Raw genomic sequence first — 15,754 nt, 5'->3', positions numbered from 1 at the left:
CTGGTGAGAGGGGCATCCGTGGCGTACACGTCAACGCGCGGCGACGTCGGCGCGGCGATCGACGACATCATGCGTGCCTGGCTGCCGCCGCGGCTCACACCGGGGACGGCCACATCGATGAAGATCTCGGGTCTGAGCGCGCCGGACGCCGGCTACTCCGGGAAGACCGCCTTCTTCACCGCTTCCTGGGTCGATCCTCAGCGCCAACGCCGTTCCGAGGATCTGGTACTGCGACTGCAGGCCGGAGACCATCAGTTGTTCACCTCGCCTGATGCGCCCCGGCAGGCCGAGGTGATGCGGAGGCTCGGCCGGCACGGGATCGCCGTGCCGCAGGTCGTCGGCATCGAAACGGATGCATCTTTGCTGGGTGCGCCCTTCTATGTGATGCGCCGGGTGCACGGCCGTACCCCGTCGGACGTTCCGAGTTGGCATAAGCGCGGGTGGACGATGCAGTTGTCTGCCTCCGAACGGGAATCGCTGTGCGACAACGCGCTACGTTCCCTTGTCCGTGTCCATGCGGTCAGCGATGCCGACGACCTGGCGTTCCTTCGATCCGACGGCCCCGCCGGGTCCACCGCGTTGCAGCGCTATCTGCAGATGCTTGAAGGCTGGTACGACTGGTGCCGCGGCGACCTCGAAGTGGGGGCTGACACGCTGTCCCGCGCACTGCGGGTGATCCTGGATCAGGCTCCCGGAACCAGCGCAGAGACCATCGTCTGGGGGGACGCGCGAGTCGGGAACATGGCGTTCGCCGACGATCTGTCGGTGGCCGCGTTGTTCGACTGGGAGACGGCCGGCACCGGGCCCGCCGAGATCGACCTCGGTTGGTGGCTCATGTTCGAGACGTTCCTGTGTGAATCGCTGGGATTCATCCGCCCCCCGGGAGTGCCGGGCGATGACGAATTCGTCCGCCGTTACCGGGAATTCGGGGGAATCCTGACCGGAGACATCGTCTACTACCAACTGGTGGCCGCATTCGTGCTGTCGCTGATCAACAACCGGCTTGCGCTGCTGTTGGTGCGTGACGGCCTGGATGTGGCTACCGCGCGCAGCTATCCGCAGTCCGCGGTCGACTTGGTCGAGCGGTATCTGCGGCAGCTGTAGAGCCCAGTTCAGGCCAGCGCCAGCGTGCTCAGAATGTCGGGCGAATACGCCTCCGCCGGCGGCGACCACGGCCCCGTATGCACGGCTTCCAACGCCAGCCCGAGTTCGGGACGGCTGCGGAGCAGCCCGAACATCCGCGAACGCCGGGCCGCCCGCTCGGGCATGCCGAAGCCGGTGAGCAGATCCGTCAGGGCACTGGCAAATCGCAACCTGGCCATGCGGGTTCGCCGTTCCTCGACATAGCGGGCCAGCCCCTGCGGTGTCCAGACGGCGGTGTCCAGCAACACCTCGGAAAGAACGCGCACGTCGCGCATGGCGATGCTGAGGCCCTGCGCGGTCACGGGATTGCTCCAGCCCGCAGCGTCGCCGATGAGCACCGCACCGGGCACCGCGGGCTCGTCGACCCAGGCGTCGTTCATCGGGAACGTCGCGCACGGACCGATCGGCGCGGAAGCTGCGAGCGCGTCCGAATCCGGGAAGATCGGCGTTCGGAACGCATTCATGAAATCCCCGACCGCCGAGCTCCCCCTGAGCGGTTCCGGATCGTCGACGCCCCGACCGACATAGAGCCGCAATCGGTTGTCAGCGCGCGGTAAGACGATGTACTGGTTCCGGCCGTCGACGGAGATCGCCGTTTCCGCGCGATCCCACACTCCTGCGTCGTCGACCAGCATGCCCGACAACCGGACCCGGGCCTGTGTTGTGAACAACCTCGCGCCGAGCGCTGACCTGACGGACGACATCTTGCCGTCGGCTCCGACGATCAAGCGGCACACGATGGTTCGTGTGCCGCTGTCCGTGTCGTAGCTGACCGTCGGGGCCTCGTCGGGGCGTATTGTCGTCCGGCGCACGCCGCGCACCACCGTGGCGCCGACCTTGACCGCAGCAGTGGCCAGCGCTTCGCGCAACTCCGGGTGGCCCACACCGACAACGCCGGGCGCCGTGGGCACCACGGCCGACAGGTCGCGCGATCGCCATCGAGCCTGGTCGATGCCGACACCCTCGTCGTACGGAACCATCTTCGTCATCACCGAGACACCTGCGGTCCGCAGAATCGTGTCGGCGACCCCGATCTCGGCGGCCTCGGCAAAACCCCACGGCACCATCGCCTCTCCACGCACGATGTCGCGGTAGCTCTGCTCACGCTCGAGGACCGTCACGGCCAGACCGGCGGTGGCCAAGCGGACCGCCAACGCACATCCGGCGATCCCGCCGCCGACGACGACAACTTCAGCGTCCATCCGACCCCCTTCGCAGTTCTCATTTACTATGACATAATGGGATCTCGCGACGCCACCGGGAAGGAACGGACAGTGCTGCGACGCCGCGGCGGAACTCAGTCGTCCCCCATCTCGAAGACCGACGTCGTGGATGCGGCCATGCGCGTCGTGGCGCGATCATCGCTGGAGCGGTTGACAGTTCGGGAAGTCGCCGCCGAATGCGGAGTGACTCCACCGGCGATTCACTACCACCTGCGCGGTGGCGACGACCTCACCGATCGCGTTGTCGAGGCTGTCGCCGCGCAGATAGATGTACGGCTGGATCCGCGCACCTCGTGGATCGACCAGTACCTCGGGCTCGTCTCGGCCATGGACCGCGCGTTCCTCGCCTACCCCGGAACCGGGCTGCACGCACTGACGTCAACGGGCCCGTCAGCGGCGGCCACCCGACTTACCGACACCGCGCTGGGGATTCTGCGGCAGGCCGGCTGCACCGAAGATGCTGCCGTGCAGACCTTCACCGCCACGTATTTGATGTTCGTCGGATGGCTCGCGACCCGAAGCCGAGCCGAAGGCAACACCATGCACCCCGCGTTGGCTGCTGCCGGCGCAACCGGGCTCGGCCGCGACGGCGGCCGACCTCTCGAAGAGGCAATGCGCCGCATACTGATGACCGCACAAGGAGGAACCACGTGACCGACGACGCAACCTGGCTGGAGACCTACTATGCGGCCTGGGATTCCGGTGACGCCGAGGCGATCAGCGCCTGGTTCGATGATGAAGTCGTCCTCGAAGATGTCCCGACCGGCCATATCGCCCGTGGCCGGGCCCAAGCCCGCGGTTTCGTCGACGGCGCACTGAAACTCGCACCGGGAGCCAGCTATGAGATTCTTGCGGCGCTGGTCAGTGGCGAGCAGTTCGCCGCGGAGTGGGTGATGCAACCGGCAGGCCTGCACGGCGCATCTGTCGGTACCGTGCGGAACGGCAAGATCGCCACCAACCGCGACTTCTGGGATGCCTCGACGATGAAAACGTGAGAACGTCAGCCGGCGCTGTCCGCAAACGTCAGCGGCCCGGTCTGCGCGACCGTGCCGAGCAGGCCCAGATCGACGCCGGCCTCGGCAGCCGCCTCGTGACAGGCTGCGACGTCCTTGCGTAGGAACGGCCCTGCCAACTCGGTGAATCGGTCGATCCCGCCGATGCGGTGGGCGTGCGCAGCGGCACCGCTCCGGCCGCTGCACACCTGAAGCGCGGAGAGCAACGCACCCGGTTCGACGCCCAGGTTGTCACCCAATTGTGTTGCCGCTGCGATGAGCTGAGCATTCGCCGCGAACAACAGGTTGTTGATCAGCTTGATGCCCAGTGCACTGCCCAGCTCGCCGGTGGGCACCACCGGATCCGCATAGGCGGCCAGCACGGGAGCCACCGCCTCGACGGCATCGGCCTGTCCCCCGATCAGCACGGTCAGCGTGCCCGCGGCGATATCCTCGGCAGTTCCACTGACCGGCGCGTCCAGGATCACCGGTGCCGACGATGAGCTGTCGCGCAGCGCTTCCAGTGTGGACACGGTGCCGGTGGTGTGGGATACGAACACCGAGCCGGGCTTGGCATTGGCAATGAACCTATCGGGGCCCAAACCGGTTTCGCGCAACTGCGAGTCGGAGAACAGGCACGAGATCAGGATGTCGCTCTGCCTTGCCAACTCGGCGACCGAGCCTGCCGGTCCGGCCCCGCTCGCCGCGAGGCGGTCCATGACCTCGTCGCGGCGGCTGTGCACCAGCACGTGGTGGCCCGCACCGAGCAACCGCATGACCATCGGCTCGCCGAGTTGGCCGGCTCCGATGAACCCGACGGTGTTGGTCACGGGGCCTCCTGAATCTGGTCAGATGGAATCTCGGGGAAAGTGGGCACCGTCAACGCCACCTCAAGTTCAGCGAATCCACGCCGAATACCTGGCCACCGTGCTCGATGGCCTCCCCGGCGAGTTCATAGTCCGGAATGCGCTTGTGCCACTCCTCCAGAACCACCGCCATTTCCTGCCGGGCAAGGTGCGAGCCAAGGCACCGGTGCGGGCCTCCGCCGAACGACAGGTGACGTGTGACGCCGCGGTCGATGTCGAATTCGCGGGCATCGGGATAGGCCGACTCGTCGCGGCCTGCCAACGCCAACGAGAACGACGCCATATCGCCGGCTTTCACCGGACACCCGTGGAAATCCATGTCCTGGGTGGCCTTTCGTGCGGTCTGCACGATCGGATACACCCGAAGTATCTCCTCCACCGCCTTCGGGATGAGCTCGGGTTCGGCGACGATCCTCGCGCGGTCCGCGGGGTGGGTGGCCAGGTGCAGCATTGCGTAGGACAACTGGTTGGACACCGTGTCAAGTCCGGCCATGAACAACAGCAGCAGGCAGTTGAGCAACTCCAGGTCGTTGATCGGTTCACCGTCGATCGTCCAGTCGATCGCCTTGCTGACGATGTCGTCGGCATCGGGGTCACGATTCTCGCGGCGTCGTCGAATCAGCTCGGAGAAGTAGCCCATCACGTGCGTCATGCCTTCGAGCCTGGCCGCGTTGACTTCCTCGCCCACACCGCTCTGGTGCAGGATCATGTCCTCCCACACCAGAAACTTGTCGAGATCCTCGACGGGCATGCCCATGATCGTCAGGAAGACCGTCGACGGGAACACCCGTGAGATCCGTTCGACGAAGTCGCAGCCGCCCTCGTCGACCAACTGGTCGACGAGGGCGGCCGCCAACGCCTGCTGCGCGCCCCGCAGACCCTTGACCCGACCTGGCGAGAAGTACTCCGCCAGCACCTGGCGCCACTTGGCGTGATCGGGCGGGTCGATCATGATCGGAATCCACTTGTACGGCGGCTCAGGTTCGGTCGGCACGATGACGCTGCTGGACCAGAGCTCAGGGTGCTGCAGGCCATCCAGGATCACCGAGTTGTCGGTGAACACCCAGTAGTCCATCCCGCCCTCGGTATTGCGGAAGACCGGCCGCGCCCCATCCTGACATTCGTCCAGCCGGCGAAAGTGCGACAGCGCGGGTGTGTCCGGTGTGTTCATCTCGATGTTCAACGCGGGGCATGTTGCTGTGGGCCGATTCTCGGTCATCAGTGACTGGCCTCCAGGTCGGGCTCGGCGGGGGTACTTGCTGGGCCATTGATCGCCAGAATCCTGAACGGCGAACCCTTCGCGGCGATGGACGTGCACCCGTAGACGACGACACAACACAACGCGATGGTGCCTGCGCCCCCGAGCCAGCGGCCGAACGTCGTCCAGTCCGAGTGCAGACCGAGTACCACCGGCGAGGTCACGGCCCCCAGCACGGCACCATAGGAGACTGTGGGGATAACCAAGAGCCAAGCCCACTTCCACCCCGACAGCCGCGGTACGACCAGGTAGAGGATGACTGCGCCCACCAGGCCTGCAGTGGCATCGGCGAACGCGAACCATATGTTGATGCCGCCGGGCATGAACGGTTGGGGTCCGTAGAATCCACTGATCCCCAGCCAGCCCGCGGTCGCGGTGGCCAGGCCATCGATGACGACGAAGAACCCGAACCAGCTCCAGATCTCGCGCGGATTCGCACCCCGGCAGATGACCCGCCACATGATGTAAGAGCTCCCGCCGAAGAACCAGGCGTACGAGATGGGCGTGAACCAGGGCAGCGTGCGGTCATATGCGGCGTAAACCCCGAGTGGGTTGTCCGGTGGATACCAGTAGAGCAGCGTGCTGTCGAAGATCGGCTCCACGGCTACGGCCGACAACGCGATGCCGAGGAACAACAGCGGAAGCACCGGCCCGCGTCGGCGCTCGCCGGACACCCACCACCACACCAGTAGCGCGATCACGATGGCGATACTCGCCACAGTGAACGCCACTGACGGTCCGGTGGGCGGGCTGGCGTCGGTCGGCATCGGAATACCGTCGGCGAGCAGAATCATCGACACCCCTTTGTGCGATCCGCGAGCGACCGCTGACACGAAAGTAATTCAGCAGCAGCGCCCTTGGAGACTATGACAGTGAACTGTCAGGGTCAATGAGTCATGCCATACTCACGGTCTTGATGTGCAGGAACTCCTCAAGTCCCTGCCTGCCACCTTCCTTACCCATACCGCTGATTCCGATGCCACCGAACGGCCGGGTGACACCGAGGTTGGCCGCACCGTTGATGAGCACCTCACCGGTCTCCAGTTCCTCGGCCACCCGGTGTGCGCGGCGTAGATCTTTGGTGAAGATGTAGCCCGATAGTCCGTATGGGGTGCCGTTGGCGATGTCGATGGCTTGATCGTCGTCGTCGAACGGAATGATCGAAAGGACCGGTCCGAAGACTTCGTTCTGCGCCAACTCTGAAGACGGGTCGACATCGGCGAAGACGGTGGGTTGCAGGTAGAACCCGTCGGCAAGGTCACCGCCGATGCGTTCACCGCCGGTGATCAGGCGCGCACCACTGGCCTTGGCACGCTTGATCATTCCGGTGATGCGCTCGAGCGCTTGTTTGTTGACCACCGGTCCGGAGACAGTATCGGCCTCAAAGGGGTTACCGACCTTCAGGAATCCCGTGATGGCGCGAACCCGCTCGATGACCTCGTCGTACACCGGCCGCTGGACGATCATCCGGGTGGGCAGGGCACAACCCTGGCCGCTGAGTGCACCGACCGAGAACATGGTTCCGACACCGCAGGCGTTGTCGACATCGGCATCGGCGAACACGAGGTTGCCCGACTTGCCACCGAGCTCCATCACCGCGGGCTTGATGAGGTCCGCACAGGACCGAAGGATCTTGCGTGCCGTGTCGGGCCCGCCGGTGAAGCTGATCTTCTTCACCAACGGATGCTCGACCAGCGCAGCGCCGGCCTCGGGACCCCCGGTCACCACGTTGACCACACCGTCCGGAATCCCTGCTTCAGCAGCCAGATCGGCGAATAGCCCCGCGGTGAACGGTGTCAGTTCTGACGGCTTGATGACTACGGTATTGCCGGCTGCCAACGCCGCAGGCACTTTCATGGCCAACGAGATCAGTGGTCCGTTCCAGGTGATGATGGCACCGATCACGCCCCACGGCTGCGCCAGCGTATAGGCGAACTCGCCGTCGGCCCGCAGGGACGCGGTGACCTCACTGCTGATCTTGTCGGCCCACCCCGCGTAGTAGCGGATCCATTCCACAGCCGTGGGGGTCATCGCGGACGTCGTGCTCACCGGCGTGCCGTTGTCCATTGCGGCGAGCCGTCCGAAATCGGCCGCATGATCCTCGATGAGATCGGCCAGTCGCATCAGCATCCGGCGGCGGTCGGCCGGCTTGGTGCGGCGCCATTCCAGATATGCGGTGTGCGCTGCCTGCACGGCCCGGTCGACTTCGGCCGGGCCGGCGAGTGGAACGTCGGCGTCAGGTCGACCGGTGGTGGGATCGATGTGCTGGTGTACGCCGCCTGAGCCGGTGGAGAGCCGCGCCGCACCGATACGCAGTTGCACCGCGGGACGTTCGATTTCGACGGTAGTCATCTGAGATTTCCTCCGTTAGCGCACTGCGAAGCCGGCATCGAGCGGCCACGCGGTTCCGGTGATGAACCTCGCCTCATCGGACACCAGAAAAGCCACCGCACCGGCGACGTCCTCGGGCATCAGGATCTGGATCGGCAGGGCGTTCTGCATGGCAGCGACCGCGGTATCCCCGGCCTCGAGCAGCTTGCCCATCGTCTCGTTCATCACCATCCCGGTCGCGACACCCGTCGGATGAATCGTGTTGACCCGAATGGAGTACTGCGCCAACTCATTTGCCCATACCTGCATCAGGCCTACCAGGCCGCGCTTGGCTGCGGTGTACGCCTGGCCGCCCGCTCTGTCTGTGCCTGTTCCCTTGAGCCCGGCACTGGAACTCGTCAGCACGACAGACCCGCCGCGACCTCCGTCGATGAGCGCGGGAAGTACCGCTTCGACCGTGTTCCAGACGCCGATCAGGTTCACGTCGATGATGTCGCGGAAGACCTGGCGGCGATCACCGTCACCGCTGAGCCGAATGATGCCTGCGTTGGCGATCACGATATCGAGGCGGCCGAACTCGCGCACACCTTCGTCGACGGCCTGCACCACCGCATCCGCGTCGCGGACATCGGCCTGGCGGGCGACGATCCGCCTGCCCTCGTTCTCGACGAGCTTGATCGTCTCCTCGAGCTCGTCGGGCGTCGCATTCGGATAGTCCATCGAATCGATATCGCGGCAGATGTCCAGTGCGATGATGTCCGCGCCGTCGGCCGCCAGCCTGACCGCATGCGCGCGTCCCTGACCCCGGGCGGCGCCGGTGATGAACGCGACCTTGCCTTCGAGATTAGCCATTTTCTGTCAACTCCCTATCGTGACGTCGGCGAGGCTGCCGGTGTGAATTCTGGCCAGACGCAGGCCTTCCTGCGGATCATCGACTTCGATAGCCCAGTTGTCGCAGGAGCAGGTGCACCGGTAGTGGCCGTTGACCGGCAGAATTGCCTGGCCGTCGCAGTCGCCGCCGGTATTGGCGATGCTGGTGAGGAATTCCAGCGGCTTTTCGTGCAGAGCGCTGTCATCGGACATGTACTCACTCCTTGCTTGCTGAAGCGTCCGCGACCCGAAAGATCGGCAGCATCCAGCCGTCTGCGATCGGGGTGAAGTCCACCTGCAGACGCGTGCCGATCTTCACCTCGTCGGGTACGACGTCGACGACGTTGGACACCAGGCGAGCACCGGGCGCATCGGGCAGGTCGAGCACCGCGGGCACCAGGGTCAGATCGGGCATGCCGGGAAACCCATGCACCACGGCAAAGCTGTACACCGTTGCCGCACCGGACAACTCGATCCAGCTCACCGCCTTTGACCGGCAGTTGGGACAGAACGGTGTCGGCGGCAGTCGGTAGGCGTCGCAGTCACCGCACTGCGGTGCGACGAGGCGCCGCTGTTTCGCGGCCTGCCAGAAGGGCTCGGTGTCCTTGTTGACCGCGATCCGGACGTGTTCGCCGGGGATGGTGGTGGCCAAGACCGCAGCGGCGGTACTCATGCGCCACGCCCAAGGATGAGTCCGCTGACCGGGATACTGGCCGGGCCGCCGGTGACGAGCGCCAATTCGGCGTCGGCGACTTGATTGATTGCGGTACCGCGCATCTGCTCCACCCCTTCCATGATGTGGGTCATTCCGATGATGTAGGCCTCGGACAGCTGACCGCCGTGGGTGTTGACCGGAATCGAGCCGCCGTCATAGCGGATGGCACCGCTCTCGACGAATGCCCCGCCTTCACCCTTGGCACAGAATCCGTAGTCCTCCAACTGCATCAGCACCATGGGCGTGAAATGGTCGTAGAGCAATGCGACGTCGATGTCGGCGGCGCTGATGCCCGCCTGCCGATAGAGCCGGTCGGCGATGGGCTTGTTGCCCGAAGATGCGAAGTACTCGTCGGGCATCCCCATCCAGGCGAACGCCCTGCCCCAGTCCTTGACTCCGCCGTGTGCGGCTGCGACCACCGGGACCGCCGGTTGCCGCAGATCGGCAGCCCGCTCGACGCTGGTGGTGATCACTGCCACCGCACCGTCGGTCTCTTGACAGAAGTCGTACAGACACAATGGTTCTGCGATCATCCGCGCGTTGAAGTAGTCCTCCAGCGTCAACGGCTCGGGATGCATCGCCTTGGGCCGGTTGGCAGCGTTGGCCCGAGTCGAGAGTGCGATCTCGGCGAACGCCTCGCGCCGGGTTCCGTAAAGGTGCATGTGACGTCGCGCAAGGACCGACATCAACTGGCCGGGGCCGGCCAGACCGGACGGCTGCAGGAACGAGTTGATCGGATCGGGCTCCAGCGCCGCAAAGACCGATCCCAGCCGTTGACTGGACTGCTGCAACGCCATCACCGTCACCACCACGGACGCGTCGCCGGCAACGATGGCTGCCCGCGCCAGACCTATCGCACCGGCCGAGCCGCCGCCGCCCGACGTCAGCGCCGCAGTGAACCGGACTTCGGGAATCCCGAGGGTCTCCATGAAGTCGGCGGTGTCCATCTTCTCGGTGTATCCGGCGCTGGCACCGGAGTAATAGGCGAAGCCGTCGATATCCGTTACCGGTAGGCCGGCGTCCTCACACGCGGCAAGGATGGCCTCACCGGCGAGTTCGGTGGTGGTCTTCGGGAGCGACCCACCGCGTTTGTAGTACGGGGTCGCCCCGATGCCGACGATCGCGACATCGCGCAGACCAGAGTTGTCTCCCACGGGCTCAGACCAGTTCGGCCGGGATCGCCGGTACATCGGGGAACAGCTCGTAGAAGGTGCCCTGGGTGATGCGCAGTCGGGTCTCGTCGCTCACACCGTCGAAGAGTCCCTTCAGGGTGTCCTGGGTGTGGCCGAAAGTGCCTTCCATGTGCGGGTAATCGCTGCCGAACATCACGTTCTTGTAACCCATGTGATCGTATGCGGCCACCGCGGTCTCGTCGTGCTGGAACGAGGCGTACACCTGGCTGTACAGGATCTCCTTCGGGCTGCGGGTGAGTTTCGGCCGCACCGCCATATGGTGCTGACGGTAACCCTCCAGGAGTCGGTCACCAAGGAAAGGCACCCAGGTCGCGCCGCCTTCGGAGATCAGCACCTTGAGGTTCGGATGACGGTCGAGAGCCCCGGAGGCCACCATCTTCATCGCGGCACGCTGGCCGGAGAACGTCGTCTCGGCGTAGTTCATGATCGCGCCGCCCGGGCCGCGGTAGACCATGCCTGCTCCACCGGTTGCTCCTCCGACGGTCATATCGACCGGGTCGGTGCCGATGTGGAAAGCAATGACCATGCCTGCCTCTTCGGCTGCCGCCCAGAACGGCTCCCATTCCTTGCGGTGCCAGTCGGGTGCGCTCGGATGCGGTGTGGTGGGCAGGAATACAGCCTTGAAGTTCTTGTCCGCCGCCCAGTGCAACTCTTCGATTGCATCCTCGACCACCAGGGTGGACACCTGCGCCGTCACCACGTATCGGGGCGATATCGCCACGATCTCCTCCAGCGCCCACTCGTTGCTGGCCCGCATGCATGCCTTCAGCAACTCCGGGGTGCGGAAGGTCGACCCCCACATACCCAGTGACGGGAATATCACCTCACCCCAGACACCTTCCTTGTCCAGGTCGCCCAGCCGGGCCGTGGCCTCCCGAATGCCCTGCGGCTTCATGCTCTCTTCGACAAACGCGACCATCGCCGAGGACGGCAGCTTGCGCCGGAAGATCTGTCCGTCAACCGAAACGGTCTCGTATTCGCCGTCGGGGTCCTTTTCCGCGCGCGGGGTCAGATCCGCGAGGCGCTTGGGCAACCGGGACTGCCACAGATCCTCGGGTTCCAGAAAATGGGAGTCGCCCGAGTTCGTCCAGATCATGCTCATTGCTCCTTCAAAGTGTGCGGGCTTCTTCACGTGATGCTGCCAGCGACCGCTCTCGAAGTCCAGTATTTTTAATGATAATCCATTATTATTTTCAATCGACGGCTCAGCAGGCGAAACTGGGACCGATGGGAGGACCGATGACAGAGCTGGGCACCGACAAACCCGCCGCCGCGCGGCGCCGCAATTCCTCGGGTGAGTCGACTCGGGTGATGCTGATGGAGGTCGCCGAGCGTCTGTTCGCCACCCGCGGGATCGATGCGGTGACCCTGCGCGAGATCCAGGAGGCTGCCGGTCAGTCCAACACCTCGGTGATCCGGTACCACTTCGGCTCCCGTGACGGTCTCATCCGTGCGCTCATCGCCCACCGCCAGCGCACGCTCGGTACCGACCGCAAGATGATGCTGGAAGAGATGCGCGAGCAGGGCAAGGAAGCAGACCCCCGGGCGGTGGTGTGGCTGCTGGTCCGTCCACTGGCCAACAGCATCGAGGCGGGCGAGATGTTCGTGCCGTTCCTGGCCCGCCTCAGCGAAGATCCCCGGGCACGCAGCGATTATTGGCCGGAACATCTTGAGGACGAGTGGACCCAGGACAGGCTGGAGGAACTCGTTGACGCCGCGCTGCAGGACCTGCCCGAGCGGGTCCGGCGGGGCCGGACTTTCCAGCTCTACACCAGCCTGATCAATGTGCTGGCAGCGGCCGCGCGGTCCGGGCACGGGATGGGTGAGGCGCAACTGCACAACTATGTCGACGCCTGGGTCGGCATGTTGACCGCCCCGGTTTCCTATGAGACCCGCGGGTTGATCGCCGACCACGACGACGGCGGCTGATTGGCTCAGTTTCCACCGCCGATCACGTCGGCCGCACGAAGTACCGTGATGCGCTCGCCTGCCAGTCCGATCTCGCGCAGCACCGCGTCGGTGTGCTGGCCGATCGTGCAGCCGGCCTCGGCCTTCGTCCCCGAGCGCGAGAACCGGACCAGCGGGGCCAGCCTGCGGTGCTCCTCGAAGATCGGACTGTGCGCCGCAACCGAGTATCCCGCTTCGAAGAACGGATCGGTCTGCAGCACCAGTTCCGAGTTACGTTCCACCACTTCGACACAACCGACGTCCTGCGCGGAAAGTTCACACTCCCATTCCCCTGCCGGCTTCGTCGCGAACACCGGCGCCAACGCGCCGATCAGGGCGTCGTCGTGCTCGGCCCGCGACGCCGGGTCGGCGAACCGTTCATCGGCATGCAGGTCCAGAAATGGTGCCATGGCCTTGGTGAGCGCGGGCCATTCGCGGGCCAGCGGCGCCGCCAGGAACACCCAGCCATCGGCGGCGCGGTACATCCGGTAGAGCGCGTTCAGACCGTAGAACTGGTCGTCGGCGGATGCGATCGCGGGCCGCCCGGCGTATCCGGCATTGTGATTGATCACCGCCTGCAGCGCCGTCCCGAGCATGGTGGTGCTCAGCTGCGGGAGTCCGATCCCGCGCCGCTGTGCGTACAAGCCGATCAACAGGGCCGAGGCCACACCGAGTGCAGCGATACCGTCCGACTGCACCGCCGGAACGGCACTACCGGCGTGCAGGGTGACGGCCCGTCGGTGCGCTTCGTCGAGGTCTGCGGGCGGAGTCGCGGCGCCACGGCTGTCGATCACAGAAAGCCCAGCCGCCGCACCGACTGACGGCGCATAGGCCGAACGATGTGCGTACGGCCCGTCGGCGCCGTAGCCAGACATGCTCAGCACCACCAAATCAGGATTGACCGCCTTCAGTTTCGCCTCGTCGATTCCGGCCCGTCCGGCGGCGTTACCGCGGAAACACAGCAGTACCAGGTCTGCCTTTTTCGCCAACTCGTAGACCAGCTCCAGCCCTTCGGGCTTGGTGAAGTCGATCGCGACGCTTTCCTTGCCCTGCAGCACCTTCGCGCCGCCCGCCTCGGGAAAGGCGACGAGGTTACGGATGTTGTCCCCCGCCAACGGCTCGACCTTGATCACCCGCGCACCCAGGTCCGTCAGCAGGGTGGCACCGTAGGGACCCGCGTACATACTGCCGAATTCCAGCACTGTCACGCCCCGCAACGGGGTGTCACTCGCAGGGGCGACGGGCCGCGCATCATCGGTGCCGGGCGCGCTGAAGTCGACCACGGTGTTGTGCTCGCCCACACGTGGCGCCGGCCGGATGGCGGTAAGGGGCCGACCGTCGGCATGGACCAGCGTGGTGGGCTGGCGCACAGGTCCGAGATCGGGGTCGACGACCGTGACGGCGCGACCGTCGTGGACGACCTGGGGATGGTCCAACGCCTCGTCCGGGGTGCGGAAGAGCTCACCGCTGAGGTCATGGTTGGTGGCCATGGCCTCTTCCCACTCGGCCAGTGTCCGCGCCCCCACCCGGGCGAGCATCATGTCCCACCACTCGGTCCGGAGCTCGGGCGTCGGCAGCATCGGGAACCCCTGCCATTTCGGATCGGTCAACTCCCCCAGCAGGTCCAGCTCCTCGAGCCAGGCATGGATCAGGCGCGGCGATACCTGTGCGAACTGCAACCACCGGCCATCCTTGGTCGGGGCAACCAGCAGTGCATAGATGAGGTAGGCCTGCGGGCGGCCCATCTCGTCATAGGCGGCGTCCATCGGCTCAAACGCCCCCGGATAGCGTTCGAGCACCATCTCGTAGAACCAGTTGTAGGGGTCCATCGACCCCATTCCGGTAACCAGATTCGACTCCACGATCTGGCCGAGACCGCTGGTGTCACGCTCGATCAGCGCAGCGAGAATTCCCTGCACTGCCGCGTGGGCGGCACCCCAGCAGGCATAGGGCGTCGCGACGTAGGCCGGCCCCTGTCGTGGGGTCAGGCCACGTTTCTCGTGCATGACGCCGGTTTTCGCCATGATCAGGGCTTCCCAGCCCTTATAGTTGCGCCACGGGCCGGTCGACCCCCACCCGGTGATGTTGGCGACCACCAGTCGCGGGTAGCGCCCGGCCAGCGATTCGGGGCTCAGACCGAGGCGCTCGGCCGATGCCGGACGCAGGGTGTTGACCATGACATCGGCGCGCCGCAGCAGCGCCCGCAACCGGTCCAGATCGGCATCGTCGTGCAGATCCAGTGTGACGCTGAGCTTGCCGCGCAGCAGCGCGGGCCAGCCGGGCAGATCGCGCAGCGGGCTGCCGTCGGGCGGTTCGACCATGATGACCTCGGCGCCGCAGTCGGCCAGGAACTGGGTGGCCTGCGCCCCAGGCAGCGTGGTCGACAGATCCACCACCACCACACCGCTCAGCGGGCCTTCTGACGCTGAGTCGCCTGCCACCATATTCGCTCCCTACATGTGGGCCCAGAAGCCTTTCCGCAGCGTTGTGACGCGCGCCACGCCCAGCATCGCAGTGGTCAAGATTAATGTCAATGCATTAGCGTTAGATATATGCCTGTATCGTGCGGCCAATGACCGACGACACCGATATCCGCGGTGGATTCCCGCAGATCCGCACCTGGCAGGAGCCCGCCCTGCGTAATCCAGGTGGTGGCCCCGAGTACGGCGAAATGATCGATGCGCTGCGGGATTTTCTCGACGGTGTCGCCGCCGCGGCACCGGACACCGCGACGACGGTCGAGTTGGCCCGCGACCTACGCGGGTGGGCCGACAGGTTGGCACCCGCCGCGGTCGGTGAACGACGACAGATCTTCGCCCGACGCCTCGACCTGCCCGGGCGCGGCCAGACGATGTCGCCGAACTTCGTTCCGGTCAACGGCGACCGGGACAGCGTGCGGGGCATCGTGCGGTTCGGTCGCTATTTCCTCGGTGGCGGTGGCGCCGTGCACGGTGGGGCGATCCCGCTGCTGTTCGATGAGGTGCTCGGTCGGCTGTCCAATTCCGGTGATCGGGCACCGTCTCGAACTGCCTATCTACACACGGACTTCCGGTCCATCACCCCGGTCGACAAGGACCTTTCGGTGCACGGCTGGTTCGTCAGCGAGCAGGGACGCAAGCGGGTGCTGCGCGCTGAACTGAAGGACGGCGAGACGCTCTGCGCCGAAGCCGAGGGGCTGTTCATCGCACTGCGCCCCGACCAACCCTGACGCTCGCG

General features: G+C 65.5%; 16 protein-coding genes. 5 read left to right on the top strand and 11 right to left on the bottom strand.

Features of this window, described 5'->3' with window-relative positions:
• Positions 1-18: 18 nt before the first annotated feature.
• Positions 19-1,104, top strand: a complete 1,086-nt coding sequence (locus M1247_RS06680) for a phosphotransferase family protein (RefSeq protein ID WP_317155479.1) — start codon at positions 19-21, stop codon at positions 1,102-1,104.
• Positions 1,105-1,112: 8 nt separating this feature from the next.
• Here the strand turns inward: M1247_RS06680 and M1247_RS06675 are convergent, their stop codons facing one another.
• Positions 1,113-2,345, bottom strand: a complete 1,233-nt coding sequence (locus M1247_RS06675; RefSeq protein WP_317155478.1) for an FAD-dependent oxidoreductase — start codon at positions 2,343-2,345, stop codon at positions 1,113-1,115.
• A 36-nt stretch (positions 2,346-2,381) separates the two neighbouring features.
• Between M1247_RS06675 and M1247_RS06670 the strand changes: the two genes are divergently transcribed.
• Positions 2,382-3,020 carry a TetR/AcrR family transcriptional regulator gene (locus M1247_RS06670; RefSeq protein WP_317155477.1) on the top strand — a complete coding sequence of 213 codons (639 nt, stop codon included), beginning with the start codon at positions 2,382-2,384 and terminating at the stop codon, positions 3,018-3,020.
• Complete coding sequence (locus tag M1247_RS06665; protein WP_317155476.1) at positions 3,017-3,361, top strand: nuclear transport factor 2 family protein; 345 nt, start codon at positions 3,017-3,019, stop codon at positions 3,359-3,361. The genes M1247_RS06670 and M1247_RS06665 overlap by 4 nt, the downstream gene beginning before the upstream one ends.
• Before the next feature lie 5 nt (positions 3,362-3,366).
• Here M1247_RS06665 and M1247_RS06660 read toward each other — a convergent pair whose 3' ends face one another.
• The 9 genes from M1247_RS06660 to M1247_RS06620 form a co-directional block, all read right to left on the bottom strand.
• Positions 3,367-4,188, bottom strand: coding sequence for an NAD(P)-dependent oxidoreductase (locus M1247_RS06660; protein ID WP_317155475.1), 822 nt, complete (start codon positions 4,186-4,188; stop codon positions 3,367-3,369).
• Between the two features lie 49 nt (positions 4,189-4,237).
• Positions 4,238-5,443, bottom strand: coding sequence for a cytochrome P450 (locus M1247_RS06655; protein WP_317155474.1), 1,206 nt, complete (start codon positions 5,441-5,443; stop codon positions 4,238-4,240).
• The gene (locus M1247_RS06650; protein ID WP_317155473.1) at positions 5,443-6,276 is read right to left on the bottom strand and encodes a hypothetical protein; all 834 of its coding nucleotides are present in this window, start codon (positions 6,274-6,276) and stop codon (positions 5,443-5,445) included. Before M1247_RS06650 ends, M1247_RS06655 begins: the two co-directional genes overlap by 1 nt.
• Positions 6,277-6,376: 100 nt before the next feature.
• On the bottom strand, positions 6,377-7,834 hold the full coding sequence (locus M1247_RS06645; RefSeq protein ID WP_317155472.1) for an aldehyde dehydrogenase family protein: 1,458 nt from the start codon (positions 7,832-7,834) through the stop codon (positions 6,377-6,379).
• A gap of 15 nt (positions 7,835-7,849) precedes the next feature.
• Positions 7,850-8,665, bottom strand: a complete 816-nt coding sequence (locus M1247_RS06640; protein WP_317155471.1) for a mycofactocin-coupled SDR family oxidoreductase — start codon at positions 8,663-8,665, stop codon at positions 7,850-7,852.
• A 6-nt stretch (positions 8,666-8,671) separates the two neighbouring features.
• Positions 8,672-8,896, bottom strand: coding sequence for a hypothetical protein (locus tag M1247_RS06635; RefSeq protein WP_317155470.1), 225 nt, complete (start codon positions 8,894-8,896; stop codon positions 8,672-8,674).
• 4 nt (positions 8,897-8,900) lie between these two features.
• Complete coding sequence (locus tag M1247_RS06630) at positions 8,901-9,356, bottom strand: Zn-ribbon domain-containing OB-fold protein (RefSeq protein ID WP_317155469.1); 456 nt, start codon at positions 9,354-9,356, stop codon at positions 8,901-8,903.
• The gene (locus M1247_RS06625) at positions 9,353-10,552 is read right to left on the bottom strand and encodes a thiolase C-terminal domain-containing protein (protein ID WP_317155468.1); all 1,200 of its coding nucleotides are present in this window, start codon (positions 10,550-10,552) and stop codon (positions 9,353-9,355) included. Before M1247_RS06625 ends, M1247_RS06630 begins: the two co-directional genes overlap by 4 nt.
• A gap of 4 nt (positions 10,553-10,556) precedes the next feature.
• Positions 10,557-11,693, bottom strand: coding sequence for an amidohydrolase family protein (locus M1247_RS06620; protein WP_317155467.1), 1,137 nt, complete (start codon positions 11,691-11,693; stop codon positions 10,557-10,559).
• Between the two features lie 137 nt (positions 11,694-11,830).
• On the opposite strand from M1247_RS06620, the gene M1247_RS06615 reads away from it, so the two are divergent.
• Positions 11,831-12,520 (top strand): TetR/AcrR family transcriptional regulator, encoded by a 690-nt coding sequence (locus tag M1247_RS06615; RefSeq protein WP_317155466.1) that lies wholly within the window; start codon positions 11,831-11,833, stop codon positions 12,518-12,520.
• Between the two features lie 5 nt (positions 12,521-12,525).
• Here M1247_RS06615 and M1247_RS06610 read toward each other — a convergent pair whose 3' ends face one another.
• Positions 12,526-14,982, bottom strand: coding sequence for a CaiB/BaiF CoA-transferase family protein (locus tag M1247_RS06610; protein WP_317155465.1), 2,457 nt, complete (start codon positions 14,980-14,982; stop codon positions 12,526-12,528).
• 227 nt (positions 14,983-15,209) lie between these two features.
• Here M1247_RS06610 and M1247_RS06605 point away from each other — a divergent pair, with 227 nt between their 5' ends.
• On the top strand, positions 15,210-15,746 hold the full coding sequence (locus M1247_RS06605; protein WP_317155630.1) for a hotdog domain-containing protein: 537 nt from the start codon (positions 15,210-15,212) through the stop codon (positions 15,744-15,746).
• Positions 15,747-15,754: the final 8 nt, after the last annotated feature.

The sequence above is a fragment of the Mycobacterium appelbergii genome, assembly GCF_032883035.1.
Classification (GTDB): domain Bacteria; phylum Actinomycetota; class Actinomycetes; order Mycobacteriales; family Mycobacteriaceae; genus Mycobacterium; species Mycobacterium appelbergii.
This window is presented reverse-complemented; position numbering and strand designations above follow the sequence as displayed.